This is a genomic window from Paenibacillus sp. FSL H3-0333, from assembly GCF_038002805.1.
Taxonomy (GTDB): domain Bacteria; phylum Bacillota; class Bacilli; order Paenibacillales; family Paenibacillaceae; genus Paenibacillus_AQ; species Paenibacillus_AQ silagei.
In genome coordinates this window covers 7,429,943-7,455,693 of record NZ_JBBODG010000001.1, presented here as the reverse complement: position 1 = coordinate 7,455,693, position 25,751 = coordinate 7,429,943, and the positions used below count along the sequence as shown (strand labels likewise).

Genomic DNA, 25,751 nt, shown 5'->3' with positions numbered 1-25,751 from the left:
GAATACACATGCTTCAAGTTAAATATAACCGGGAAGAAATCTTAAGCGTAATCGATAAAGTGGCAAGGAAGACACTGGCGATGGATTTAACATGGGAGTGGCCTTGCGGCGTTGCCTATTATGGGGTGTCCAGAGCCTACCAGACCACGGGGAACCAGGAGTACCTGGACCAGCTGGTGAAGTGGGTAGATGAATATATTGAGCTGGGGCTGCCCGACTGGACGGTCAACACCTGTGCCATGGGCCATATGCTGATCACCTTGTACGAAGAGACCGGGGACCAGAAATACTGGGATATTGTCATGAGTAAAATCGGCTATATCCGGGGGAGCGCGCTGCGGTTCGGGGATCAGGTGCTGCAGCATACGGTCTCGGTGTCCAATGACTTCCCGGAGCAGGCTTGGGCGGATACGCTGTTCATGGCTGCGTTCTTCCTGCTGCGTGTGGGCAGTAAGCTGGAGGATCAGGAGCTGATCCAGGACGCGCTTAACCAGCATTACTGGCACATCAAATATTTACAGGACCCCAGCACCGGCCTCTGGTTCCACGGCTATAACCATGTGAAGCAGGACCATATGTCCGGGCTGTACTGGGGCCGGGCCAACGCCTGGGGAGCCTATACGATGTCGCAGGTGAAGCCGCTGCTTAAGGAGTGGTACCTGTACCCGCAGTGTATGGATGTGGAGTGCTCGCTCCGGGATCAGCTGGCGGCGTTGAAGCTGGTACAGACGGAGGACGGCCTGTGGCGTACGCTGCTGGACGATGAGGAGTCCTATGAAGAGGTATCGGCATCCTGCGGGATCGCTGCGGCCATGGTGAATAACGGAAATCCGCTGCATACCAAATATGTGCAAAAGGCCCTGAAGGGCATTCTGGAGAACATTACTGAAGACGGACGCGTATTGAACGTATCGGGCGGCACCGCCGTCATGAAGGACCGTGAAGGGTACCGCCATATTCCCAAGGACTGGACTCAAGGCTGGGGCCAGGGCCTCGCGCTTGCGTTCCTGTCGGATCTGCTGAAATAGGAGGAATTCCCGTTGCCGAAATTATCTACAGGCTCCACAGGAGCTTTTACCCTGCCGGGGGAAGCCGGTTATGAAGCACTGACGCTGAAGCTTGCCGAACGCTGGGGGGCCGATGTCATTCGTGACAGTGACGGTACGCAGTTGTCAGAAGAGATTATTAATGCCGGTTACGGCATCTATTCGACCCTGTGCATCATCCGCGACCATAACGGCTGGGCGGCGAGGAACCCGGACAAGCTGCAGCAGACCTTCCTGATTACGAGTCCGAAGGTGGCTGTGCAGGATTACATATCCATCTATCTGCTGGAGGATTTCTTCGCAGAGCAATTTAGGGTGAATGATTCCCGTGAGGCATTCAAGTACTGGCAGGTGTACGACCGGACAACCGGGGCGGAGGTGCCGGGGGAGCAGTGGAATTACGACCGGGAGTCCGGCAATGTGGTGCTGACCGGCATTACGCCTTGGCATAAATATACCGTCAGCTTCATGGCCTACCGGATCTGGGAAGAGATCTCCATGTACAACCACACGACGAATCACTGGGACAAAGAGCATCTGATGCAGATCGATCCGATGTATAAGGGGACCCGGCAGTACCTGCTGGACTGGATGGAGGACTGGTGCGGGAAGCATCAGGCGACGACAGTGGTCCGCTTCACCTCCCTGTTCTACAATTTCGCCTGGATCTGGGGCAGCAGCGGGCAGAACCGCCATCTGTTCTCGGACTGGGGGTCCTACGACTTCACGGTGAGTGCGCTGGGCCTGGATCGGTTCGCCGAGCAATACGGCTATTCGCTGACCGCAGAGGATTTCGTGAACGGCGGCAAATACCGTGTCAGTCATATTCCGGCAGAGCAGCGTAAGCTCGACTATATGGCTTTCATCAATGATTTCGTCATCGGGTTCGGCAAGCAGTTAATTGATATTGTCCATAAGCACGGCAAGCTGGCTTATGTCTTCTACGATGACAGCTGGGTGGGCGCAGAGCCCTACAATGACCGCTTCGGGGAGTTCGGCTTCGACGGGATGATTAAATGCGTGTTCTCGGGCTATGAAGCCAGACTCTGCTCAGGGGTGAAGGTAGAGACGCATGAGATCCGGCTGCATCCGTATCTGTTCCCGGTTGGCCTGGGCGGCGCACCTACCTTCATGGAAGGGGGCAATCCCACACTCGATGCGAAGCAATACTGGATTAACATCCGGCGCGCCCTGCTGCGTGAGCCGGTTGACCGGATCGGCCTGGGCGGCTATCTGCATCTGGTCGAGCCTTACCCTGATTTCTGTGCGTATATTGAGAAGATTGCAGATGAATTCAGGGAGATCAAGGAGCTGCACCGGCAGGGGCAGCCTTATCACATCAAGACTAAGGTAGCTGTTCTGCACTCGTGGGGCAAGCTGCGGTCATGGACCCTGTCGGGCCACTTCCATGAGACGTATATGCATGATCTGGTTCATATCAATGAGGCCTTGTCCGGCTTACCGGTGGAGGTGCGGTTCATCGACTTCGAGGATGTCCGCCAGGGTATCTTGCAGGAGGTGGATGTAGTGATCAATGCAGGCAGCGCCGGTTCAGCATGGAGCGGCGGGGACCACTGGAAGGACAGTCAGGCAGTGGACGCCTTGACAGAGTGGGTGTATAAGGGCGGCGCATTGATCGGGGTGAATCAACCCTCCGCCGTGGACGGCTACGATCATTACTTCCGGCTGGCGCATATTCTCGGGGTGGATGAGGATACGGGCGCAAGGGTAGCCCATGGCAAATGGGCCTATGAGGTTCATCCGGTGCCAGGTCTGGTACCGGATGGCGTCAGCCTCACGCCGAAGAACGGGATTTATCTGATCGACGGGGCTGCTGCGGTGGTCCGTGAGGCAGAGGGCAAGCTGGCCTTGACTGTGAATAGCTTCGGGAGAGGGAAGGGCATCTACCTGCCGTCCTTTGCCTTCAGCTGGGAGAATACCCGTCTGCTGCTGAATCTGATCCGCTTTGCCGGCAATGAGCTGGAGGAGACCCGCTACCTCCCGGATAATCTCTACACCGAGTGCGCGTATTATCCGCAGAGCAAGCGCTTGGTTGTGATCAACAATAGCGGCCAGCCGCAGCAGACCACCATCGAGACGGACTATGGTCCGCAGGTTGTGGAGCTGGAAGCTTTTGATACGGTGATTCGGGTGATGGGGAGGAATTGAATCATTATCATAATTATGATATGATAGCGCAAAGAAGGAGGGGTTATATGCCACAGATCAGGCCTGTATCCGATTTGCGTAACCATTTCTCTGAGATCTCCCGGATTGTCCATGAGAGCAAGGAACCAGTCTTCCTTACCAAAAACGGTTATGGCGATATGGTAGTCATGAGTATTGAGCAATATGAGAATATCCAACAGAACCAAGAGATTATAATGAAACTTAAAGAAGCTGAACATGAAGCGGATACCTCAAAGGAACGCTATAGTCACTCCGAGGTAATCGATAATTTACGAATGCAGATTCGGAATAGGACCAAGTGAACAAGTGGAAACGCCTTTTTTAAGGCGTATTTTTTTGAAGAGTAATAATTAGGTATGGTCATACATAAAAGAGGTGCGGATTAATGAATAGCAGAGAAAATGAATTTATGTGCTTAATTGAATCGATAACGGGGGATTTGGAAGGTTTTTATAGAAATGAACAGATAGGCCGTATGATTTTGGTTCTTGTGACTATTGTTTATTTAAGAGAGTTCCGGGAAGTCGAAGATGATCAAGGTGCCGGGGAAATGCTCTCAGAGTCAGACTCCATTGCTCATATCCTGGATAAAATCATGTTTGGGCTCGAGCATCGGCAGAAGGAATTTCAAGGAGTACTTACGGGCTTGGTCCCCTCTTTTCTCCAATGTAATATTCCTGATAGGGTCCTGAAGACAATGATTGGGAAGGTTGCCGGATTTTCGTTCAATGATCAAGAGGAAGTCTTAAGGTTCATTCATTTAATTGCTTTGAAATACAGCGGCAGTGAGGAAATGAATCAGACGCCGGAAAGCATTCTTAAGCTGGTTATCGGGTTGATGGACTTCCAGAATATTGTAACGGTTGCTGAGTATTGTTCGGGAATATCCAGCTTTGCCATTGAAATGTATACGAATCTCCGTGCTCAGGGATGGGGGGAGCCTGTTTCCTATTATGGAGAAGAGCGGAATGCAGCGGACTATTTGATTTCCAAATTGCTGTTAAATCTTAATCGTATTCCCTATTTTCAAATTGAAAATAAAGATGTGCTGGAGAGAATTCAATGGGAAGATGAACCTTCAAAGGCCGATTTTGTCTGGTCAGATGCTCCTTTCGGAATGCCGTGGAATCCACAGGAGAGTCAACATGATCCCAGATATGTATATGGTCTTCCTCCCAAGTCCTCTGCAGATTGGGCTTATTGTCAGAATGCGCTATTTCATTTAAATGAACGGGGACGGGCAGCCGTAACGGGAACCAAGGGAACGTTGGTTAGGCATGCCGAGGTACATATACGCAAAGCAATTATTGAAGAGGATTGGATAGAGGCGGTAATTACTCTGCCGGACAACCTGTATCTGAGAACTAGAGTAGGTACAGAACTCATTATATTTAATAAGTCTAAGCCGACAGATAGGCGGGGCAAGGTGTTGTTTATCGATGCCAGCAGGTATGCTAAGAGACTGAACAGGAACCAAGCCATGATTACCGGAGAGGGAATCACCAAGATTATTTCTGCATACTGGAACGGTACAGAAGAAGAGGGCTTCAGCAGATTTGTTGATCTGGCAAAGATCAGGGAGTACAACTATAGCCTTAACCCTAAGGAATATCTGGATTTTGATGTGCTGAAATATTCTCTCGGCCGAACTTTTAAGCTTGGGGATGTTGCTTCCATTAGGCGCGGGGTGCAGCTAACCACAGAGGAGTTGTCGGAGCTATCGGTTACGGCCACCCATTTTTTATTAAATATTAAAAATATTGAGGATGGAAGAATCACCTATGATGAAGCGTTAAGAATCAGGTATAAAAAGAAGGAATGGCTCGATAAATATGCGATCCGTCCACGGGATATTGTTATGACTTCCAAAGGGTCTGCAGTCAAATTTGCAATGGTAGACGAGCAGCACGAAGAAGCGTTTGTGAGCGGCAATCTATCCATTATTCGGGTGAATCCGGCTCGATATAATGCTTATGTGCTGTATGAATTTTTACAAAGTGAAGTAGGACGCAGGATGCTCGATGGTCTGCAGACAGGGACTACAATTAAATTAATGAATCCGTCCAAATTAGAGAAACTTGAAGTCCCCCTGTTCCCAATGGAATTGATGAACCATGTGGGAGCCGAACTTAGAGAGAATAGGCAGGAATATGAGGATCAGCTTCAAAAGACAGAGCAGAGATTCAGAACGGAAAGGGAGCGGTTGCTGGAGCAGATCGGCATGAATAAATAATCAGGGGAGGGACATATGGATAAAGAATATAAATTGCGGTATCTGAGATTGGCACTAACTGATTTGCAGGATATTATTGATTATGTGAGCAATGAGGGAAGCGCAAATATGAAGATCTGATGTAATATATCATCTGCCGGAGGAATGCCTATGCCAGGGTCCGCCAGGGGGATAATATGATAGTATAGAGGTACATTTATTTTCCCGTAGGGGTAGAAAAGAGCGTATCATGAGAATCATCATTTCACCTGCCAAAAAGATGAAGACGGACACGGATTTCCTGGAATCCCGCCAGGCTCCGCAGTTCTTAAACGAGTCACAGACGCTCCTGGCCCTGCTTCGTAAGCTCAGTTACGCAGAAGCCAAGGCGCTGTGGAAATGCAATGACGCTATTGCTGCGCTGAATATGCAGCGGATTGAAGAGATGGATCTAACCCGGAATCTGACCCCGGCGATCTTTGCCTATGAGGGCATCCAGTACCAGTACATGGCGCCGGGGATTTTTCAGACGGAGGAGCTGGACTATCTGCAGCAGCATTTGCGGATACTATCCGGGTTCTATGGCATCGTCCGGCCGTTCGACGGGGTGGTCCCTTACAGGCTGGAGATGCAGGCCAAGCTCGGCGGGCCGGGCTTCAGTACCCTCTATGAGTTCTGGAACAGAAGATTAGCGGACCAGTTGTTCGCAGAGACTGACACGATTGTAAATCTGGCCTCCAAGGAATACAGCAAATGCATCTCTCCGTACTTGGGCAGCCATGTCCGGATGGTTAGCGTTGTATTCGGTCAGGAAATCGGCGGCAAGGTGGTGGAGCGGGCGACACTGGTCAAGATGGCCAGAGGCGAGATGGTCCGGTTCATGGCGGAGCAGCAGATTACCAGCGTCGAGGAGATTCAGGGCTACAACGGGTTTGATTTCCGGTATGAAGCGGCCTTGTCGGACGAGAACACGTATGTGTTCGTTCAGGCTAAGCAAGACAAAGAGTAGACTGATAGAGCAAGCAGTATAGAGGGTAATCTTGAAGATGGTGGAAGCACCGGATTCGGGGTTACCCTTTTGTTTGAAATATAAGGATTTATATGTTTCACTCAATAACTTATCCTTATATTTCTCGCTGAAACGGTACCGTCCTGTAAAGGACGGCAAAGCCGTTTCCACTTGTTGCGGGCGGAAGCTCGCTTTTTGTAAAATAAGGAATAACTCAGAACAGATTCAAGAGGAGGACTTATGATTAGGAGACGAGACCCGCTTACTAAACAGCGCTTACTGAAGGAGCTGGATGCACTGGGGTATTCCGATAGAATCAAAGCAATCACAGGACTGGGCCGCGATCACCTGGGGTCCCCGGAATATTCACAGTTACTTACCTCCTTACTGGAGGACGGGGCTTATGAAGCGCGTCTGGCCCTGATGGGGGCGATCGCTACGCTGGATGCTTCTGTGATTCTGGCGGGGCTGAAGCACCCCATGGCAAGCATCCGGAATATGGCTGCAGGGCTGGCAGCTCAAATAGCCTCAGTGGAGGAAATCGAGCGCGAACTTCCGCAGCTGTCACAGGATTGCCGCCGCAAGCTGCTGCGCACGGTAGCCCTGATGAACCGCCAGGAGCTGGCGGAACGGTTATTGCCTGTGGTACAGGCCCGGTGGGGCCCGGAGGAGGCAGCGATTGTGCTGCAGGCCTGCTCTGCGGCAACCGTCCGCGCCCGGCTTGTTGAGCTGGGGTACGCCATTAAGGATTGGAAAAAGCTGGCCAGCCGCCACCTGGAGGTGGTCGCGGAGTATTTCACCAGAGAGCTGGAAGCAGCTCCGCTTAGGGCCAAGGGGACGGTCTGGTCACGGTTCTCCTCCGCGCTGGAGCATCTATGCAATCACAAGCCTGACCTGGTGCTGGCTTATGCGGTGAACCATGGACCGGCAGACATGCTGCCGCCTGCGCTTAAGGCGAATCTCGGCACACTGATGCGCCTGAGACCAGGCGCGGTGTATGAGCTGCTGATCCGGACACAGACGCGTGGTGAGCTTATGGCTTACGGTGTGCCGGAAGCAATGCTTAAGCGGGCGAAGCTTCTCTCCATGGATCAGTGGGCGCAGCTTGCCAAGCTGCTGGCGGACGAGCCCTACCATGTGGCGCGGCTGCTGGAGCATCTTGCGCCGTCCAGGCGCCAGGAGATTTTTGATGCGGTGTATGAGGAGGAGAAGCGCGGGGAGTGGATTTTCCCGGAGGGGCTGCTATATGTATTGCCGCATGAGCTGCGTGAGCGGGAGGCCGCCCGGATGCTGGGCCTGCGTGAGATCAAGGAAAACCGCGAGTGTACCCTGCGCATTACTGCTGCCCGCTCCATTCTTCAGGTCCGTGAGCAGCTTGAGCAGGCCACCCGGGTATCGAATGCCGACGAACGCGCCACGGCGCTGATGCAGCTAATCCGCAGCACGGTTCTTGCAAGGCAGGGAATGGATGCCACACTGCTGACCTTAGGCCGCATCCGTAATGATCAGGACCCTGTGCGGGGGGCGGTGTTCAAGGAGCTGTCGGAGAGTCCGGCGTCTGTGTACGAGGCTGCTCATGTCCCTGCGCTTACTGTGCTGGTGGACAGTGTGATTGATGCCAGAGACACTTCCTACGGTACCAGGTACTCTGTGCAGCAATTGGCCTTCTCGATTCTGCGCCATCAGGCGGCGGAGCCGGGCGGGGAGCTGTTCAAGTTCGCGCTGAACACGCTCCAGAAGCTGGCGAAGCAGGACGGGCAGCTCTCTTTGCCGTCCCTTGCGAAGAATATGCCGCAGGGCGTGGAAGAGATCATCTTTGACAGTATCTATTCCTACGCCGCACAGGCGGGGAAGCGTGAGAATTACAATCTGGTGCTGAGCCTGGCAACTTCATTTGGTAAAAGAGGCTATGGCATCGTCAAGCTACAGCAGCTCTTACGGGAAGCCACCCGGGCCAAAACCGAGGGAACCGCGATACAGGCAAGCAGGCTCTGGCTGAAGCCACTGCAGACGCGGGATGAACGGGTGAAGGAGCTGCTGGATGCAGATCCATCGTATATTACCATCCACGAGGTATTCTTGCATCTGCATCTGAAGCGTCAGGAATGGCTGGACCCTTACCTGTCGGGGGCTGCGATCAAGGGTAAGTTCCTCTCAGGCAAAACGGTATATCCTGTTCCGGCTGCGGACGGGTTTCACCGCTGGCTGCCGCGCCAGCAGGAGGCGTATGGTGCCCTGTTAAGCACAATCGCTTTAGGTCCCAAGTACAGCCTATTTGAGCGTTCGCGAGCGATTAGAATCATGGCGAGTATGCCGGATAGGAACCCGAAGCTGCTGTATGAGCTGGTACAGGACAAAGAGGTGGCGGTAGCGGAGGCAGCGCTTCATGCCCTGTCCCTGCTGGAGGAGCCGGAGAAATCGTTGCCTGTGCTGCTTGAGCATCTGGATAGCGACCGGGCCCGTGTAGCGATGTACTCCATCCCGAGGTGTATCCGCCGGGTCAGTCCGCAGCAGCTGTCTCAGGCACTGAAGGCGCTGCTGAGCCGGGAGAAGCTGAAGATCACCGTCCGCAAGGAAGCCATCCGCCTGCTTGGTGCGTATAGAAGTGAGGATAGTCTTTCGCTGCTGTTGAATGAATTCACGAAGCCTGCTGTGCATAAGGATGTGGTGATTGCTATAGGGCATGCTGCCAGAGGGCTGCTGGACGATGAACGGAGCTGGGAGGTGCTGCGCGCCATCGCGGCTTCTCCAGAGCGTGATATCGCAGTGAGCTTGTTGTCCCAGCAGCCTGATGCACTTCCGCTTGCCTACAGACCGCGCTATCTGGACTTAATCATAGCCATTGCCGATCACCCGGATGTATCCGTCGGCAGCCAGGCTTATAGTTCCATGAAGTGGTGGACAAGCGGTTATGAAGGTACCGTTGCGGCGGCTGCGGCTCAGGCGGTTGCGAGTCTGAAGGACAGCTCCAGCTGGGAGTTCGCGATGATGACACTGATTGAAGCCGCCCGGGACGGCAATGTGAATGCGGTTGTGGCCGGGATCTGCCGGCAGCTGGCGGCTACCGCCATGAGGAAGGAATGGAATGCAGCAGCGGACAGAGATCTGCCCCACCGGCAACGCTTGCAGGTGCTCATCAACCAGCTTACAGGTCTGCCCAAGAGTACAAGGGTGCAGCTTACCCCGTTGTACCTGGAGCTGATCAATATTCTGGCCGCCGATGAGACATTACAACAGCTGGTCCTGACCTTATATATTGCAGTGATCGATTGGAGTAACGTTGAGGAAGCGTCCGTGTATGTGAAGCGGATCGCGCAGGAGGTAACCCGTCAGCCGCAGCTCTTGAGCGAGTTGTACCGCGGGCTTGCCGTCAGCCTGGAGAACAGCGCCGGATACTGGACACCGGAGACACTGCTTGAGATTGTGGATGTGCTGCGGGCAGAACCGTCTTATGAAGCTCCGTATCTCGGACTGTCCTTGCTGGAAGCAGCGGGAAACGCGCTGCGCTGGAGCCCGGAAACGTCAGAGCGTCTGCGGGAGTACAGGAATTATGGGAATCCCGCAGTCCGCACACAGGCGCTGAATATTTGGACGGCGGGGGAATCCCGGCTGTTCATGCTATAACCGCATATGCAGGATGGGCCAAGGCTTGCCTTGCTCATCCTGTTCGGAGCGGGCGTAGATCCGGAAGCCTAAATGTTCATAGAATCCGGTAGCATTAAGAATAAATAAGAATCGAGATGTCCCAAAAGATTAATGACGGGACTTCCAATTCTTGATACAATAAAACCGCTTACGTGAAATTATTCACAATTAAAGCGGCTAATGATTGCTATAACGGGTGTGATTGCATATTATATGTATAAAATTATAAAGTACATTTGTAAAAGTGAGGGGGATTCGAATGGCGACACATCGCTTGAACAGTATGGAAGTTAAAAAGATGAACCGGAACGCCATTTACCGGTACCTGTATCAACGTGAATCCACTTCCATTCAGGAGATTGCGCAGGCGCTAGGTCTAAGTCTTCCCACCGTGACACAGAATCTCAAGGAGCTGCAGGAACGCGGGCTGATTGAGGAGACCGGGCTGTATGAATCCACCGGAGGCCGTAAGGCCAAGTCGTTGGCCTGCAACAGGGTGGCGGGTTATGCTGTCGGATTGGATGTTACCCTGAATCATGTGGGAATTGTCGTCATTGACTTGAGCGGCAGGATCATTAAGAATGTCAGGAATCATTATCCATTTGCGAATGAGGAGACTTACTTCCGGGGAGTAGGCAAGCTGGTGGAGGATTTCATAGAGGCTTGTCAGCTGGAGCGCAGCCAGATTCTCGGTGTAGGCATTGCGCTGCCCGCGATTCTATCCGGGGACCGGCAGACCGTGAGCTATGCTACAGTCATAGATTTCAAGGGAGGCAGTGTCCGGCGGTTCGCCGAATACATCCCTTATCCCTGCGTCCTGAGCAATGATGCGAATGCGGCGGGACTCACTGAACTGTGGGGAGAGCAGGACATACACAATGTGGTCTATCTGTCCCTTAACAATAGCGTGGGCGGTGCCATTATAGTAGGTAATCAGATCTATACAGGCCAGAATTACCGCAGCGGGGAGTTCGGGCATATGACAATTCTGCCTGGAGGCCGGACCTGCTACTGCGGGCAGAAGGGCTGCGTCGATGCCTACTGCTCCGCGAGACTCCTCTCGGACAGCACCGGGGGCAGTATTGTGGAATTCTTCAGGCTCTTGGGAGAGGGCAGGAAGGAGCAGCAGGCCATCTGGCAGGAGTATGTGGGCTATCTGGTCATTACAGTGAATAACCTGCGGATGCTGTACGATTGCGATGTGATTCTCGGCGGCTATGCCGGAGCTTACATGGAGGAATACATCGATGATCTTCAGGCGTTAGCAGCGAGCAAGAACACCTTCGAACAGGACGGTTCCTACCTGCGGGTCTGTAAATATAAGCTTGAAGCCACCGCTGTGGGCGCTGCTCTGGAGCTGGTGACGGAGTTTATCGACAGCATCTAGATCCGGGTTGATTTTACCCAAATACAATATCTGCTTTCCCCGCTCCCCCAGAAGAGGGACGTTGCTGCAATCGCGGCACTGTCCTTATCTGGGGGAGTTTTTGTTGACTTCACTTTAAATCTGATTATAATCTTATTTAAATAGTTTTATAAAAGTATATTATTATACTAAGAGTACCTAATGTTCCTGAGGAGGAGAAATGAATGAAGAACAGAGCTTTTTATATGACAGATCTGAAGCAAATGGCAATGAAGGAAATCGGCATGCCTGTAGCCCGAGCGGGCGAGATCATTGTGAAGCTGGAGGTTGTCGGCATCTGCGGCTCGGATGTGCATTACCTGGAGCATGGCCGGATCGGCGATTTTGTGGTAGACGGAGATTTCATTCTGGGGCATGAATGCGCCGGAGAAGTGGTGGAGCTTGGCCCTGGCGTGAAGCATCTGAAGGTGGGGGACCGGGTGGCCCTGGAGCCTGGTGTGACCTGTGGACAATGTGAGTTCTGCAAGAGCGGCAAGTATAATTTGTGTCCGGATGTACAGTTCCTGGCTACGCCGCCGTATCATGGCTGTCTGATGGATTATATCGCCTACCCCGAGAACATGGCCTTCAAGCTGCCGGATAATGTGTCTTCGAAGGAGGGGGCGCTGGTGGAACCGCTGGCGGTGGGACTCCATGCTGCGGCGCAGGGCGGCGTTAAGCTGGGGGACCGTGTGGTGATTCTGGGAGCGGGCTGCATCGGGCTGGTCACTTTGCTGGCCTGCAAGGCATACGGGGCTACGGAGATTGTAGTGGTGGACATCATTGAGAAGCGGCTGGAGGCGGCGATGAAGCTAGGGGCTACGCGGGTGATTAACGCCAGACAGGAGGATGTGCTGGAGGCGGTTGCGGCATGGACCGACGGCGCGGGCGTGGATAAGGTCATCGAGACGGCAGGCAGCGAGCATACGGTGAAGCAGACCCCTTATCTGGTCAAAAGAGGCGGAACCATCGTCCTGGTCGGCCTGGCTGCCAAGGATATCATCGACTTTGACTTCATGCAGATTATGTTCAAGGAAGCCGACATCAAGTCAGTCTTCCGGTACCGCAACCTGTATCCGGCAGCCATCGGGGCCATCGCGGACGGCAAGATTGACGTCAAGGGCATCGTCACCCACGAATTTGACTTCGAGGAGACGCAGCAAGCGTTCGATTATGTAATCAACAATAAGGAGGATGTGGTTAAGGCGGTCATTAAGATGGGCTAAGCGGCTGCAGGCGAACGGTTAGTATGTAGCGATGGATGAATAGTGACAGTAGTGACAAGTGAGCTATAGCTGAGTGTTGAGCTGTCCCGTTCCGGGGCGGCTTTTTGGCGTTGGACGGATATGAAGGCGGGACGAGGTGGAAGAAAGGGACCGATCCCTTTGGTGGGCTGAAGGTGGGCCGGAGGATGAACTGAAAGGCCCACTCTCAGGTTACGAAGAGCATTAGTGCACCTGATTCCAGCAAACGCAGGCAGAAGGAGCCAATGTTAGTCCGCCGCTGCCGAAATTTCCCGAATTTCCGCCACTTGCTTCCCGCGAGAGCAAAGATCCCGTCGATTAGACCCAATAATTTCATAATATCAATAAAAATTGGGGGTTAATCTTTAGTTTGCAGAGAGAAATGTAAACGCTTACTAGATATAATCATCTCGAAAGGAGGACAAGTAAATATATGGGATAACCATCAGGATAAGTTATATTCTGCTGGGAGCAGTAAGCTGTAAGCAAACACATTATAATCGGGAGGTATTAATTTACAATGAAAAAGAAACTTCTTACGGTATTAATGACAGCGGCACTTAGCTTCAGCGCGTTCGCAGCTACTGCAGGCGCAACAGATTATTGGCAGAACTGGACCGATGGCGGCGGAACCGTGAATGCGGTTAACGGAAGCGGTGGGAATTATAGCGTAAACTGGTACAATACCGGGAACTTCGTTGTAGGTAAAGGCTGGACCTATGGTTCCCCGAACCGGGTGGTGAATTATAACGCGGGAGTCTTCTCGCCTTCCGGCAACGGCTACCTGACCTTATACGGATGGACCCGGAATGCCCTTATTGAATATTACGTGGTAGACAACTGGGGAACTTACAGACCCACCGGCGATTACAAAGGCACGGTGAACAGTGATGGCGGTACTTATGATATCTATCGTACGATGCGTTACAACGCTCCTTCCATTGACGGAAATGCTACGTTCCCGCAGTACTGGAGTGTAAGACAATCCAAACGGCCAATCGGCAGCAATGTCCAAATTACGTTCAGCAACCACGTGAACGCCTGGCAGAGCAAATCGATGTATCTGGGAAGCAGCTGGTCATATCAGGTACTGGCTACCGAAGGATATCAGAGCAGCGGCAGCTCTAACGTAACCGTGTGGTAATGGACAAGCTGACCGGCACCTTGCCGTTCCGGCAGTGGCGTAAGCTCAGCTAACCATTAACAGGCTAAGGCCGGCCGGGTGTACAAGCTGCCGGCCTTATCATTTTCACACACTGAACTGTGCTTAGGTCCTGTACCTTGCCCATCTGCTCAAAGGAGAGGTATTCATGAGAAAACCATTAATGATTCTGATTCTGTGCATGGCAATCGCGGTTATAGCCAGTGCCTGCTCGCAGGAGAAGCCTGCCGCTGATGAGCGTTTAGTGCGGGTGGAAGGCGGTGCTTTTAAGGATACGAAATCCAATTATTACGGGACAGAGATGATCCTCCCGGACTTCTACATCGGTAAATATGAGGTCACCCAGCAAGAATGGCTGGAAGTGATGAAGAATAACCCCTCGCAGTTCAAAGGAGATAAGCTGCCGGTAGAGAGCGTAACCTGGTATGATGCCGTGGAGTACTGCAATGAGCGGAGTGTGAAGGAAGGCCTGGCCCCCTATTATATTATAGACAAGAACACGGTCGATCCGAATAATACAAGTGACCGGGATTTCATGAAATGGACTGTAACGGCCAATGAAGGGGCGGACGGTTACCGTCTGCCGACAGAAGCCGAGTGGGAATATGCAGCAGGCGGAGGCCGGATGAGCACAAGCAATCCGTATAGCGGAAGCGATAACCCGGAGGAGGTAGCCTGGTACTGGCGGAATTCCGGCGACCAATTCCTGACCGGGGACTGGAACTGGCCTGCGATTGAGAACAACCATAGCCAGCCGAGAAATACCGGCCTCAAGCAGCCCAATGAGCTGGGACTGTACGATATGTCAGGCAACGTAAGGGAATGGTGCTGGAACTGGTACGGAGAAGGGGATTCGAATAGCAAGACCGGCTCGGTCCGGCTGGTGAAGGGCGGCGGCTGGATCGGTGGGGTGAACAACACTGAGGTATCCTTCCGGGGTCAATACGAGCCGAGCAGCCGGGGGAATGACCAGGGGTTTCGTGTGGTTCGTGCTGTTGCTGACAAGTGATTCACCCGTACGTATTCACCAGGAACAGAATAGGTTAGCAGCAAGCCTTCGGGAAGCTTTTCCGGCATGAGCGCATCTATGAATGCGGCGGCTGGAGAGGACCCGGAGGTTTTTTTATGCTCAGGCAGCATCCTTTCAACTAACATTCAGATTCACTATGTATACTCCGTATATGGATTAAGACACATGCGAAAGACTCGCCGGACGCTGCCGATCAGGAGGGTATCATGGTAAAAAGAATCCAGCAAATCATAACGTTCATCCTCGCCTTGTTCATTGGGCTGTTCATCGCTTCATCCTTCTTTTTTCGGGCGAAATATAATTATTCCGTGTATGGTGACCGGGCAGTGCTGGAAGGGCAGCAGCTGTTTGTGTTCCTGCTATGGATTGTATTTGTTCTGGGACTGGGCTACGTGCTGTACAGACTCTCACGGAAGCTTGAAGGGTATAGCCGGGTCAAGGTTATTCCTGCCGTTCTGCTGTTGTCGGGTATCCTGCAGCTCATGATTATTTTCCTGTTCACCCGCATGCCTACAGATGATTCACAGACAGTGCTGTCCCTGGCCTGGGCTATGCTCTATGACAAGGACTATTCCTCCTTTCAGTCAGGGGGATACCTGTACATGTTCCCTTTTAACTTCTCCATCGTGCTGTATCTGAAGACGCTGCTGCTTCTGTTCCCGGACAATTATCTGGTGATCAAAAGCTTCAATATCCTCTTCTCGCTCGTCACCACGCTGGTTATCTATCTGCTCTGCCAAGAGCTTAGCCCTCAAGCCCGCAAAAAAACTATGGCCTTCTGATTGTGGCTGCGACCTATGTTCCGGCTTTGTTCATGAGCAACTTCATCTATAATGATGGAATTGCCACGGCTCTGCTCACCAGCGCGCTCTACTTCGGAGTCAGGTTCATCCGCAGAAGATCCATGAAGGATATGCTGTTCGCGGCAGTACTGCTGACACTCGGCAACTACTTCCGTAGTATAGGTATGATCTTCCTGATTGCCATTGTTCTCAGTCTGCTTCTCAACCTGCGGGCAATTGGCGTGAAGAAGGTTATTGCTGCCTTTGGCATAACCCTGCTGCTGTGGGTTCTTCCTGCCTGGATTCAGAATACGGCGCTTCAGGCAACAGGCATTGTGGACGAATCGCCGTCCGGCAATTCTGCTCCAGTGTACATGTGGCTGAATATGGGGATTAATCTGGAGACACTCGGGTTCTGGGATGACCGGGAGAGCTATAATATCTACCAACAGGAGGCCGGCTATAATAAGGCGGAGAGTGTAGAACTGTTCAAGGCGTCTATCCGCAGCAAGCTCTCCGGCGCGACCTTAACCGAGCTTGCAGGAATGTATTATAAAAAGCTGGTCTGGACCTGGACGGAAGGGACCTACCAGATAGAGCGCTACGGGATTGGCAATGAAGGAGCCGCCTCTATTGGCGGGAGGGGCGGCATGGTGATGGGCCATTACAGCTATTCCACAGCTGCAAGCAGACTGTTTGAAGGTGCTTCTATGTACCGGAGCGGCTTGCTGTGGGCCTTATATGTCCAGAATTTCCTGATGTACGTCTTCATTCTGATCCGGTTAATCCGGGGACTGCGGGCTAAGCGCTATGCGGAGACCCCGCTCCTACTGGTGATTCTTGGCTTCATCGGGTTCTACCTGCTCTGGGAGATTAAGTCGCGGTATCTGTATCCCGTGTATCCGCTGCTGCTTGTCTTATCCTACTTGGGTGTCCAAGACGTATATGTATTGCTGACCGGCACAAGGAGGTCTAATCATGCGGACTAAGAAATATTACATCACCTTAATCATTAGTGTGCTTAGCTGTTCGCTGCTGCTCACTTCCTGCGAAGCAGTCACGGCTCAGAATATTACCAGTGCAGACTTCAATTCCCGGCCCGGCGGGTTCCCCGGCATGAATGGCGGCGGCACCAACTTCAAGGACGGGAGCAGGGGAATGAACCGTGAAGGCCCTGGCAGGAGGGGGATGCAAGCGCCAGACGGGAGGGCAGACAGCACGCAATGATTGCGAAGCAGTGGACGCTAAGCATTGGATGCTATGCTGCTATGCGAATTTGTCATACTGCCACTATTTTACTCTGCCAGTCCTTCAGGACAATGCTTTTTCCACTTCCGGATCTTTCCCCGGAAGGTTTTGAACGGGGCCGCCGAGTTAATGTGAATCCACCGGGCCATCGGCCAGTTCTCCTTGGTTCCGGTCCATTGACGTGCGCCCTGGATGAACAGTTCCTCTTCCGTTAAGGTGGCGATCCAATCCAGCCACTGCTCTTCGGATTGCCGGAAAAGCTCACGCAGCTCGGATAGGCAATACTCCGCATATTTACTATAGAAGGACTGATACAACCCGCCCAGCTGATTCCACTTGTAATCCGCAGCGGGCATCTGGACTGTTCGTTCCGCCAGCTCATCCTTCTCCCAGCTCCGCACCAACTCCAGCCAACCCAGCTGATAAGCGATGATCTCGGCCGGGGTTTTGTCCACCTCGGGAATTCGCGTATCCTTATATGTATTGTTAATTCCGTCATACTCGGCATCCAAGAGCAGGTACAGATTATGGATCGTGTCTATCAGCTCCTGACGGGACGAGTATTCATAGCTTGCCATAACAATCACTCCTTTCCTCTGGTTATACCACAGGGTTGTGACAACAGTCTGTCCAGTTTAATAGGATGGATGGAGAGTGATTACCAAATACGTTGCACGCCCACAAGCTTGTCCTCACGGAAGCTTAGCTTATAAATGTCTGGCATTTCTAACTGCTTCCAGAAGCTATAATCATAACGCTTATCCAGAGCATTCATGATCAGGACCATCATATTACCGTGCGTTCCGATAGCGATCGAATTTCCTTTATATTGCTGAAAAACTTTATAGAGTGCTTGTACGCCCCTATTCTGGGCAACTAGATTGGATTCTCCTCCCGGCCAGGCGAAGGAAAAGTCCTCCCACACCTTAGATATTGCCTGCCCGAAATCGGTGACAGGCTCTGAAGACAACACTCTTTCTTTAAAATCATCTTCGATTACAATCGTAGTCCCAAGCGGTTTCTCCAGTCCCTGAATGGTCTGTATAGCCCGTTTATAGGGACTTGAGATTAGAATATTAATATTCTCATGGAGGAGTAGTCGGTTAACTCTCCAGGCGTCTGCCCGCCCCTTCTCAGATAAAGGTCTATTCAATTCATCGGTAGAATAAGTAGAGTGGGCATGTCGTACGAAGTAGAGAGTGGTAACCATTGACTATCGCCTCATCCATTTATATTTGTACAGTATTGTAACACGAAGGAGACGGAGGATTCAGCGATGAAGGAGCAGTATGGGGAGAGGATCAAGCAGGTTATTGCCTACATAGAAAATCACAGCAGCCAGCCGCTGCGGCTGGATCAGCTGGCGGAGGTGTCCCATTTCTCCAAATATCATTTCACCAGAATATTTACAGCCTTCACTGGAATGACGCCTATGGCCTTTGTAACCAGGAAGCGCATTGAGCGGGCATGGGTGCTGCTGACTGAGACGAACCTGACCATTCTGGAAATCTCGGGGAATTGCGGGTTTGAGTCCGTATCTGCGCTGGGCGTTCATTTCAAGCGGCATTACGGCTGCTCGCCGGGTACCATCAGAAGCAGGAACCGTAAACATAGCAATTTCCCGTCAGTCCTCAGCAATAAGCAGGCAGAGCCGGCAGCCCTGACAGATTACAATAAAGCAGAAGGTAATCCGCTGTTAAGGAGGGCATGGGACAGTATGGTTGAACTCAGAGAAATCCCTGAGGTTGAAGTCGCTTATATCAGGCATGTTGGGAGTTACCTGGACACGCATAACGCATGGGACAAGCTAAGCCGCTGGGCAGCTCAGCAAGGGTTCCATCCGGCGAATCAGCAGTTCATCGGAATCTCACTGGACGACGGGGAACTTACGGAAGAGTCTGCCTGCCGCTATGATGCTTGTGTTACACTCCCGGAGGGATTCGAACGGGAAGCCCCCCGGAAGGAGGTAGAATACAAGACTCTATCCGGCGGGCTGTATGCGGTGTATTCCTACTATGATACGGTAGATAGATTTGTCCTTGCGTACGATACTATGTTCAGCGTATGGTTACCTCGCAGCGGCTATGAAGCCGATGACCGGCCATGTCTGGAATTCTGTCTGAATGATCCTGCGCAAGACCCGCAGGGCAAGTGCATGGTTGATTTGTACGTCCCCATCCGGCGAGGCATGCAGGAAGCAGAGAATGGAGTGTAAGGGAATGAACATGGAGGTTGTGTTTGACCAGTTCCCTGTCCTAAGATCAGGGGAGCTTGTACTGCGCAAGATTGAGGAGCAGCATCTGGATGAGCTGTTCGAGATCTACAGCAATGATCATGTGTTTGAGTATTGCGGCATCATCCCCAAGCACAACAAGCTGACAGTGAAGAGCATGATTGGTCATTATGAACGGGACTATCTCAAAAGATCGCGGATCAAGTGGGGCATCTTCGCCCCAGCAGATGATACGCACCTGCTCGGGATTATTGAAGCCTGTGACTTCAATCAGAGGGTCAATATGGTCACCATTGGCTACTTCCTCGCGGAAGCCCACTGGGGGAAGGGTCTTGCCTCCAGAGCGGTGGCTCTGCTGACGGAATTCCTGTTCGCACAGGTGCAGGTGAACCGGATTCAAGCGGAAGTGATGCTGAATAATGAGCCTTCCAAGAAGGTACTGCTGAAGAATGGATATGTCAAGGAAGGGATGCTGCGGCAAGCGGCCCTCTGGTCCGGCAAGGGAGTGGTCGATCTGGAGATCTACAGCATGCTTAGGGAAGAGTATATGAAGGTTCTACAACCGGACCATGAGGCCCTTATCTTTTGAAAAAGACAGCTTTACCGCTCGCCCGCGGACTGAGAGGCCGTTATAAGGCCAGTTGGTGATGGAAATGAGGCAAGAGCGACTAGTTAAGTGCATGTGAGTCCGCTTAGCCCCCAAAATGGTGCAATTTACAGGAATAGCGGCTCTCCAGTCCGCATGGATCGCAGCAGGAGTGCTGCTTAATTGCACAAATTGATGAAGCCAGCAACCAGCAGACTTAGGTGGTAACGGATCGTGCATGCGGACATATTCTTCACTGAATATGTGCTGTATGGTTCATCAAAGCACGCCAAAAACCGCAGACAGGGGCGAACCCTTGCTGCGGTTTTTGGCATACTCTTATTGGTATCTAAGCCTTAACCTGCGTTATACATCAGGCTTCCATCTTCTGCGCCGTATACAGCCTGTGATACAGGCCGCGGCGGGCGATCAGCTCGTCATGGGATCCGCTCTCGGCAATGCCCTTGTTCGAGACATACATGATCCGGTCGCAGTTCTTCACCGTAGACAGGCGGTGTGCGATGATGAACGAGGTGCGTCCCTTCAATAGCTCGTTCAGCCCCTTCTGGAGCAGACGCTCGGTCTGTGCATCGATGGAGGAGGTGGCCTCATCCAGGATGAGAATCCGCGGGTTGGCCAGCAGCGTTCTGGCGAACGAGATCAGCTGCCGCTGCCCTTGGGAGAGCTTGGAGCCGCGTTCGTTCACCTCGGTCTGGTAGCCCTGATCGAATTCGCGGATGAAGTCGTCAGCGCAGACTGCCTTCGCGGCGGCGATAACCTCTGCCTCGGTCGCATCCGGTCTGCCGTAGCGGATATTATCCAGAATGGTTCCCGAGAAAATGAAGCTGTCCTGCAGCATGATCCCCATCTGGCTGCGCAGCGATTTCAGCGTGATCTGCGAGATATCCTGCCCGTCGATCAGAATGCGTCCGCCGGTCAGGTTATAGAACCGCGAGATCAGGTTGACGACCGTGGTCTTGCCCGCACCGGTCGGACCGACCAGAGCAACGCTCTCTCCAGCTGCGACATCGAAGGAGATGTTCTCCAGGATATTCAGACCCGGATCATAGGCGAAGGTGACATCATCGAACGTCACCCGGCCCTGAACCGGCGGCAGCGCCTTCGCACCGGGAACATCGCTGACCGTTACCGGCTCATCCAGCGTCTCGAAGATCCGCTCCAGGTAAGCCACTGCATTAATGAAGTTGTTGTACAGGTTCGACAGGTTCAGGATCGGCTGCCAGAAGCGGGCCGCATAGCTGCTCATAGCCAGAATGACGCCCAGCGTCATGTTCTGCGGGTCCAGGGTCAGCAGGCCGACCAGGAAGATCATAGCCGTAACAATGGTAGACAGGTTATCGACACTGAACGGAATCAGAATGTTGTAACGCAGCGCCTTCATCCAGGCGGTGCGGAAGTTGCCGGCCAGCCGGGTGAAGATACCCTCATTGCGTGTCTCCCGGGAGAACATCTGGGTAACGCCGATGCCGCTGATGCTCTCCTGGAGATAAGCGTTCAGGTTGGAGCTTTTGTTCGATACGGCTTGCCACGCCCGGCGCTGCCGGGTCTTGATCAGCAGCATGATGCCAAGGAAGACAGGCAGTCCGGCCAGAATGATGAAGGAGAGCCGTACATCCACGGCGAACATGAACACGGCGATGAAGATCAGGTTCACGATTTCTAAGATAAAATTGATAATACCGTTGGACAATACATCGGATACCGCATTGACGTAGTTCACGACCCGGATCAGAATCTTGCCCTGCGGACGGTCGTCATAATATTTGAACGGCAAATCCTGCAGATGCTTGAACAGGTCGGTGCGGATATCGAAGATAATATCCTGTCCGACGCTCGTCATAATTCGCGAGCGGATCGTAGCCAGAATGACGCTGACCACGATGGTCGCCAGCATTAGCAGGGACCAGCCTGCCAGTGCGCCCATGTCTTTGGCCGGAATGGTCACATCCACGACATGCTGCATGATCAGCGGAGCCGACAGGGCGATCGCCGCCGACAATGCGCTGAGTGCGAATGCGATAAGCATCGGCTTCTTCTTACGTCTGATATAGACCATCGCACGCCGGAAATGCTTGATATTGAACGGCGATTCCAGATTCTCATCGACATCGAATTTATTTCTGGCCACTTTCGGTCACCTGCCTTCCAATGCCCTCGTTCTGAAGCATGAATACATCATAGTAATACCCCCGCTTCGCCAGCAGCTCGGTATGGGTTCCTTCCTCAATCAAACGCCCGCCCTCCAGAATCAGAATGCGGTCAGCCTGGGCGGTAGTGGATACCCGCTGCGCAATGATGATTTTCGTGCAGGGATACTCCAGCTCACGCAGGCTGCGCTGAATATGCTCCTCCGTCTCCAGATCGACCGCAGAGGTCGTATCATCCAGGATCAGAATCGGACGTTGGACCGCCAGCGCACGGGCCAGCGCTATCCGCTGCTTCTGTCCCCCGGACAACCCGACACCGCGTTCCCCGACTACGGTATCGTAGCCTTCAGGCATTTTGACAATGAAATCATGGGCAGCGGCCAGAGCCGCGTAAGCCTTCGCATCCTCTTCAGGCAGATCAGGATCGCCGTAAGCGATGTTGCCGTCAATGGTATCGGAGAACAGCAGGACATCCTGCGTAGCCATCCCGATATTCCCCCGCAGCTCATCCAGCTCCAGCTCCCGGACATCTCTGCCGTCTACCAGCACTCGCCCGCCAGCCACATCATAGAAGCGGGGAATGAGGTTGATGAGCGAGGTTTTGCCGGAGCCGGTGGCCCCCATGATCGCAATGGTCTCGCCGGGGGCTATCGTGAAGCTCACATCATCCAGAACGGTAGCGTTATCATATTTGAACCGGACATGGTCGAATTCAATCCGTCCCTCATAGCGGCGGCGCTCCACCGGGTTATGGTCATTGGCAATCGCCGGACGGGCGTAATAGATATCGACGATTTTGGATAAGCTGGCGAAGAAGCGCTGAATATCATTAATAATAATGCCGATATTGCGCATGGGGTTCGAGACGGCCCAGATCAGCGAGGAGAACGCCGTGAACTCACCGAAGGTAATCCGCCCCTCCATCACGTAGTAACCGCCGGCCAGCATCAGGACCACGTTGAAGCCTTGTGCGAACGACTCCAGATAAGGGAAGTAGTCGAGCCAGACGAGGGCCGCTTTTTTATTCGCCACCGCGTAGTTGACATTCTTCTCTGTGAACTTGGCAATCTCGAACTCCTCACGGGCAAAAGCCTTCACCACACGGTTCCCCGAGATATTCTCCTGTGTCGTCGTATTGAGCTGGGACAGCCGCTCGCGCAGGTCGATGTACATCGGGCGCACTCTTTTGGCGAAGATAAAGGCCACCACAAAAATCGGCGGTGACAGGATCAGCATCCACAGCGTCAGCTTCACATCAATCGTGAGGAAATAAATGACGGCTGCCAGGAAAATCGTAAGCGATTCAATAATCGTCTTGAAAATCCATGCCATCGAGTGGCGGACCATATCCAGATCCCCCGTCATTTTGGTCATTAGGTCCCCGGTGCGGTTGCGGTCATAATATTCCCGGTCCTGGCCCTGAATCTTGTTGTACAGATAAATCCGGATATTGTACATCATATTCTGTGAAGAAATTTCGTACTGCATGGTCGTGAAGTATGCCAGCCCTGTACGTAGCAGAGAGAAGCCGATCATGCCCAGGCAGAGCGCAATCAGCAGCCCGCGTCCTGTAGCAAGATTCGCTCCTGCGTGGTCACCGGCAATGAACGTATCGACGATGCGCTGGCTGATGTAGGGGTTCACAATCGTAAGACTTGATCCCACCACCGAGAGGCAGAGCGCCACGATATACCGCGCCCGGTTGCCCTCCAGGTTCTGCCACAGCCATTTGATTTCAAACATTTGATCACCTGTTTCCTGTTGTTCTTGTGAATAAACAAAGTGATTATAACACTATGGTTCAGAATGTATAGGTTTTCGGGCAATTTTATTGTTACAAATGGTGAAACTTTCTGATGGAGTAATTCTGCATTGCGTTAATGTATGTCACAGCATACAATGATGCTTACATATTAAGATAGATTGCGTTGAGTACATGTGAGGTGTACAGGTGTACATATGAGGGGGAGCATTTCGTTGGAATCCAAACAGTTAACCAGAGGACTTAAGCCGCGGCATATCGAGCTGATCGCACTGGGCGGCACGATTGGCGTGGGATTATTCATGGGCTCGGCAAGCACGATTAAGTGGGCAGGGCCTTCCGTGCTGCTTGCGTATCTGTTGGCAGGCATCATTATGTTTTTTGTGATGCGGATTATGGGGGAGATGCTGGTGGTGGAGCCGGTGACGGGTTCGTTCGCCACTTTTGCGCACAAATATATCAGCCCGCTGGCCGGCTTCCTGACCGCCTGGAGCTATTGGTTCCTCTGGGTGACAGTGGGAATGGCGGAGGTTACGGCAATTGGTATCTATGTCGGGTACTGGTTCCCGGATATCCCGCAGTGGATTCCGGCGCTAATTGGTGTGGGCATCATTGCAGCAGCCAATCTGGCGGCGGTGAAGCTATACGGGGAGTTTGAATTCTGGTTTGCGATGATCAAGGTGGTTGCCATTGTGGTCATGCTGGTGATTGGCACTGGGGTGATTTTCTTCGGTCTCGGGAATGGCGGGCAGCCGCTCGGACTGTCCAATCTGTATAGCCATGGCGGTTTTTTTGCCGGGGGACTGAAGGGCTTCCTGTTCGCGCTCTGCATTGTCACGGCGGCCTATCAGGGGATTGAGCTGGTGGGGATTACGGCAGGGGAAGCGGAGAATCCGAAGCAAACGCTGCGAAAAGCGATCAAGAATATCATTTGGCGCATTCTGATTTTCTACGTGGGGGCCATCTTCATCATTGTGACCATTTATCCGTGGAATGAAATCGGCGAGATCGGCAGTCCGTTCGTGTTGACCTTCGCCAAGGTGGGGATTGTCGCTGCGGCAGGCATTATCAACTTCGTGGTGCTTACAGCGGCGATGTCGGGCTGCAACAGCGGAATCTACAGCGCGGGCAGAATGCTCTACACGCTGGCCCAGAACGGACAGGCTCCGAAGTTCTTCGGCAGAGTCTCGGCCAGCGGAGTACCCCGCAACAGCATTATCACAACGATCTCCCTGCTGCTGGTCGGCGTATTGTTAAACTATCTGATGCCGGACTCCAAGCTGTTTCTCTATATTTACAGTGCCAGCGTGCTTCCGGGAATGATTCCGTGGTTCGCCTTGGCCTTCAGCCAGTTCAGATTCAGGGAGCGGTGGGCAGGCGAGATGGCCGCCCATCCGTTCAAATCCCGCTTCTTCCCGGTCAGTAACTATATTATCATTATCTTCCTGTCGCTGGTCATCATCGGCATGTGGTTCAACCCGGATACCCATCTGTCGCTGATCGTCGGCGCGTCGTTCCTGGCTATTGTTGTGGCGGGGTATTATGCGTTTGGGATCGGCAGACGCCGGATGCCCGGGGATGGGGAGGAAGTGTAGGCTTCTTATAACGAACAGAGCATGTCTCCGGCAAGTCCGGGACATGCTCTTTAATTTGAGCGTTAGGAGGCCGCCTGTAACCGGGGCGTATGAATCAAACAGTGGAGTGGCTGTAGTAACTGAACATAATAAATAAGTGGATAAACGTCATCTGATTATAGAAAAATCGTTGTTTGGGGAAGTTTAGTTGGAAATTATACACCTACTCCAGCCGAATACAGGTAACATCGCAAATAGGGCAGAATTAAGTGTCATAAATCCAACTAACTTCCGTCACCCTGGAAATGGCTCATCAACAAGTGCCGGAAATCCAACTATTGAGGACGCATGCTACCAGGATAAAGTTTGAAACTTAGAGAGGGGAGGGGATTTGTTCCTTTTTGACGAATATACACCACCATTAACATAATGAATTGATAAGCATAAGAAGCATA

The 25,751-nt window shown here is 52.6% G+C and carries 20 protein-coding genes; 16 read left to right on the top strand and 4 right to left on the bottom strand.

The annotated features are described in order from the left end of the window. Positions 1 to 8: 8 nt before the first annotated feature. The 13 genes from MHH78_RS32515 (at position 9) to MHH78_RS32455 (ending at position 16,952) form a co-directional block, all read left to right on the top strand. A complete protein-coding gene (locus tag MHH78_RS32515) occupies positions 9 to 1,028 on the top strand; it encodes a glycoside hydrolase family 88/105 protein (protein ID WP_341170132.1) in 1,020 nt (339 codons plus the stop codon). Between the two features lie 12 nt (positions 1,029 to 1,040). Continuing rightward, entirely contained in the window at positions 1,041 to 3,215 is a 2,175-nt protein-coding gene (gnpA, locus tag MHH78_RS32510) for a 1,3-beta-galactosyl-N-acetylhexosamine phosphorylase (RefSeq protein ID WP_341170131.1), read from the top strand. A 47-nt stretch (positions 3,216 to 3,262) separates the two neighbouring features. Further along, positions 3,263 to 3,538: a type II toxin-antitoxin system Phd/YefM family antitoxin gene (locus tag MHH78_RS32505; protein ID WP_076081967.1), complete on the top strand. Its 276-nt coding sequence runs from the start codon at positions 3,263 to 3,265 to the stop codon at positions 3,536 to 3,538. 83 nt (positions 3,539 to 3,621) lie between these two features. Next, entirely contained in the window at positions 3,622 to 5,469 is a 1,848-nt protein-coding gene (locus tag MHH78_RS32500) for an N-6 DNA methylase (protein ID WP_341170130.1), read from the top strand. A 229-nt stretch (positions 5,470 to 5,698) separates the two neighbouring features. Next, positions 5,699 to 6,457 carry a peroxide stress protein YaaA gene (gene yaaA / locus MHH78_RS32495; RefSeq protein ID WP_341170129.1) on the top strand — a complete coding sequence of 253 codons (759 nt, stop codon included), beginning with the start codon at positions 5,699 to 5,701 and terminating at the stop codon, positions 6,455 to 6,457. 240 nt (positions 6,458 to 6,697) lie between these two features. After that, on the top strand, positions 6,698 to 10,081 hold the full coding sequence (locus MHH78_RS32490) for a HEAT repeat domain-containing protein (protein ID WP_341170128.1): 3,384 nt from the start codon (positions 6,698 to 6,700) through the stop codon (positions 10,079 to 10,081). 280 nt (positions 10,082 to 10,361) lie between these two features. Beyond that, positions 10,362 to 11,489: an ROK family transcriptional regulator gene (locus MHH78_RS32485; protein ID WP_076081963.1), complete on the top strand. Its 1,128-nt coding sequence runs from the start codon at positions 10,362 to 10,364 to the stop codon at positions 11,487 to 11,489. 203 nt (positions 11,490 to 11,692) lie between these two features. Then, positions 11,693 to 12,733: an NAD(P)-dependent alcohol dehydrogenase gene (locus MHH78_RS32480; protein WP_341170127.1), complete on the top strand. Its 1,041-nt coding sequence runs from the start codon at positions 11,693 to 11,695 to the stop codon at positions 12,731 to 12,733. 538 nt (positions 12,734 to 13,271) lie between these two features. Continuing rightward, positions 13,272 to 13,895: a glycoside hydrolase family 11 protein gene (locus tag MHH78_RS32475; RefSeq protein WP_036730699.1), complete on the top strand. Its 624-nt coding sequence runs from the start codon at positions 13,272 to 13,274 to the stop codon at positions 13,893 to 13,895. A gap of 166 nt (positions 13,896 to 14,061) precedes the next feature. After that, positions 14,062 to 14,922 (top strand): formylglycine-generating enzyme family protein, encoded by an 861-nt coding sequence (locus MHH78_RS32470; RefSeq protein WP_341170126.1) that lies wholly within the window; start codon positions 14,062 to 14,064, stop codon positions 14,920 to 14,922. A 227-nt stretch (positions 14,923 to 15,149) separates the two neighbouring features. Then, positions 15,150 to 15,725, top strand: a complete 576-nt coding sequence (locus tag MHH78_RS32465; RefSeq protein WP_341170125.1) for a hypothetical protein — start codon at positions 15,150 to 15,152, stop codon at positions 15,723 to 15,725. A gap of 2 nt (positions 15,726 to 15,727) precedes the next feature. After that, the gene (locus MHH78_RS32460; RefSeq protein WP_341170124.1) at positions 15,728 to 16,714 is read left to right on the top strand and encodes a hypothetical protein; all 987 of its coding nucleotides are present in this window, start codon (positions 15,728 to 15,730) and stop codon (positions 16,712 to 16,714) included. Further along, positions 16,704 to 16,952, top strand: coding sequence for a hypothetical protein (locus tag MHH78_RS32455; protein WP_076081958.1), 249 nt, complete (start codon positions 16,704 to 16,706; stop codon positions 16,950 to 16,952). Before MHH78_RS32460 ends, MHH78_RS32455 begins: the two co-directional genes overlap by 11 nt. A 68-nt stretch (positions 16,953 to 17,020) precedes the next feature. Here MHH78_RS32455 and MHH78_RS32450 read toward each other — a convergent pair whose 3' ends face one another. Then, entirely contained in the window at positions 17,021 to 17,551 is a 531-nt protein-coding gene (locus tag MHH78_RS32450; RefSeq protein ID WP_341170123.1) for a ClbS/DfsB family four-helix bundle protein, read from the bottom strand. Between the two features lie 80 nt (positions 17,552 to 17,631). Continuing rightward, positions 17,632 to 18,183, bottom strand: a complete 552-nt coding sequence (locus MHH78_RS32445) for a histidine phosphatase family protein (RefSeq protein WP_341170122.1) — start codon at positions 18,181 to 18,183, stop codon at positions 17,632 to 17,634. A gap of 66 nt (positions 18,184 to 18,249) precedes the next feature. On the opposite strand from MHH78_RS32445, the gene MHH78_RS32440 reads away from it, so the two are divergent. Beyond that, a complete protein-coding gene (locus MHH78_RS32440; protein WP_341170121.1) occupies positions 18,250 to 19,188 on the top strand; it encodes an AraC family transcriptional regulator in 939 nt (312 codons plus the stop codon). 4 nt (positions 19,189 to 19,192) lie between these two features. Continuing rightward, positions 19,193 to 19,795 (top strand): GNAT family N-acetyltransferase, encoded by a 603-nt coding sequence (locus MHH78_RS32435; RefSeq protein ID WP_341170120.1) that lies wholly within the window; start codon positions 19,193 to 19,195, stop codon positions 19,793 to 19,795. 370 nt (positions 19,796 to 20,165) lie between these two features. Here MHH78_RS32435 and MHH78_RS32430 read toward each other — a convergent pair whose 3' ends face one another. Both MHH78_RS32430 and MHH78_RS32425 read right to left on the bottom strand, forming a co-directional pair. Then, positions 20,166 to 21,941 (bottom strand): ABC transporter ATP-binding protein, encoded by a 1,776-nt coding sequence (locus MHH78_RS32430; protein WP_341170119.1) that lies wholly within the window; start codon positions 21,939 to 21,941, stop codon positions 20,166 to 20,168. Next, entirely contained in the window at positions 21,928 to 23,703 is a 1,776-nt protein-coding gene (locus tag MHH78_RS32425) for an ABC transporter ATP-binding protein (protein ID WP_341170118.1), read from the bottom strand. Before MHH78_RS32425 ends, MHH78_RS32430 begins: the two co-directional genes overlap by 14 nt. Before the next feature lie 234 nt (positions 23,704 to 23,937). Here MHH78_RS32425 and MHH78_RS32420 point away from each other — a divergent pair, with 234 nt between their 5' ends. Continuing rightward, the gene (locus MHH78_RS32420; protein ID WP_340756865.1) at positions 23,938 to 25,317 is read left to right on the top strand and encodes an amino acid permease; all 1,380 of its coding nucleotides are present in this window, start codon (positions 23,938 to 23,940) and stop codon (positions 25,315 to 25,317) included. Positions 25,318 to 25,751 lie beyond the last annotated feature (434 nt).

Coding starts and splice junctions, on each gene's coding strand:
- MHH78_RS32515 (WP_341170132.1), top strand. CDS start 9: ATGCTTCAAGTTAAATATAACCGGGAAGAAATCTTAAGCGTAATCGAT.
- MHH78_RS32505 (WP_076081967.1), top strand. CDS start 3,263: ATGCCACAGATCAGGCCTGTATCCGATTTGCGTAACCATTTCTCTGAG.
- MHH78_RS32500 (WP_341170130.1), top strand. CDS start 3,622: ATGAATAGCAGAGAAAATGAATTTATGTGCTTAATTGAATCGATAACG.
- yaaA (WP_341170129.1), top strand. CDS start 5,699: ATGAGAATCATCATTTCACCTGCCAAAAAGATGAAGACGGACACGGAT.
- MHH78_RS32490 (WP_341170128.1), top strand. CDS start 6,698: ATGATTAGGAGACGAGACCCGCTTACTAAACAGCGCTTACTGAAGGAG.
- MHH78_RS32485 (WP_076081963.1), top strand. CDS start 10,362: ATGGCGACACATCGCTTGAACAGTATGGAAGTTAAAAAGATGAACCGG.
- MHH78_RS32480 (WP_341170127.1), top strand. CDS start 11,693: ATGAAGAACAGAGCTTTTTATATGACAGATCTGAAGCAAATGGCAATG.
- MHH78_RS32475 (WP_036730699.1), top strand. CDS start 13,272: ATGAAAAAGAAACTTCTTACGGTATTAATGACAGCGGCACTTAGCTTC.
- MHH78_RS32470 (WP_341170126.1), top strand. CDS start 14,062: ATGAGAAAACCATTAATGATTCTGATTCTGTGCATGGCAATCGCGGTT.
- MHH78_RS32465 (WP_341170125.1), top strand. CDS start 15,150: ATGGTAAAAAGAATCCAGCAAATCATAACGTTCATCCTCGCCTTGTTC.
- MHH78_RS32455 (WP_076081958.1), top strand. CDS start 16,704: ATGCGGACTAAGAAATATTACATCACCTTAATCATTAGTGTGCTTAGC.
- MHH78_RS32450 (WP_341170123.1), bottom strand. CDS start 17,551: ATGGCAAGCTATGAATACTCGTCCCGTCAGGAGCTGATAGACACGATC.
- MHH78_RS32445 (WP_341170122.1), bottom strand. CDS start 18,183: ATGGTTACCACTCTCTACTTCGTACGACATGCCCACTCTACTTATTCT.
- MHH78_RS32440 (WP_341170121.1), top strand. CDS start 18,250: ATGAAGGAGCAGTATGGGGAGAGGATCAAGCAGGTTATTGCCTACATA.
- MHH78_RS32435 (WP_341170120.1), top strand. CDS start 19,193: ATGAACATGGAGGTTGTGTTTGACCAGTTCCCTGTCCTAAGATCAGGG.
- MHH78_RS32425 (WP_341170118.1), bottom strand. CDS start 23,703: ATGTTTGAAATCAAATGGCTGTGGCAGAACCTGGAGGGCAACCGGGCG.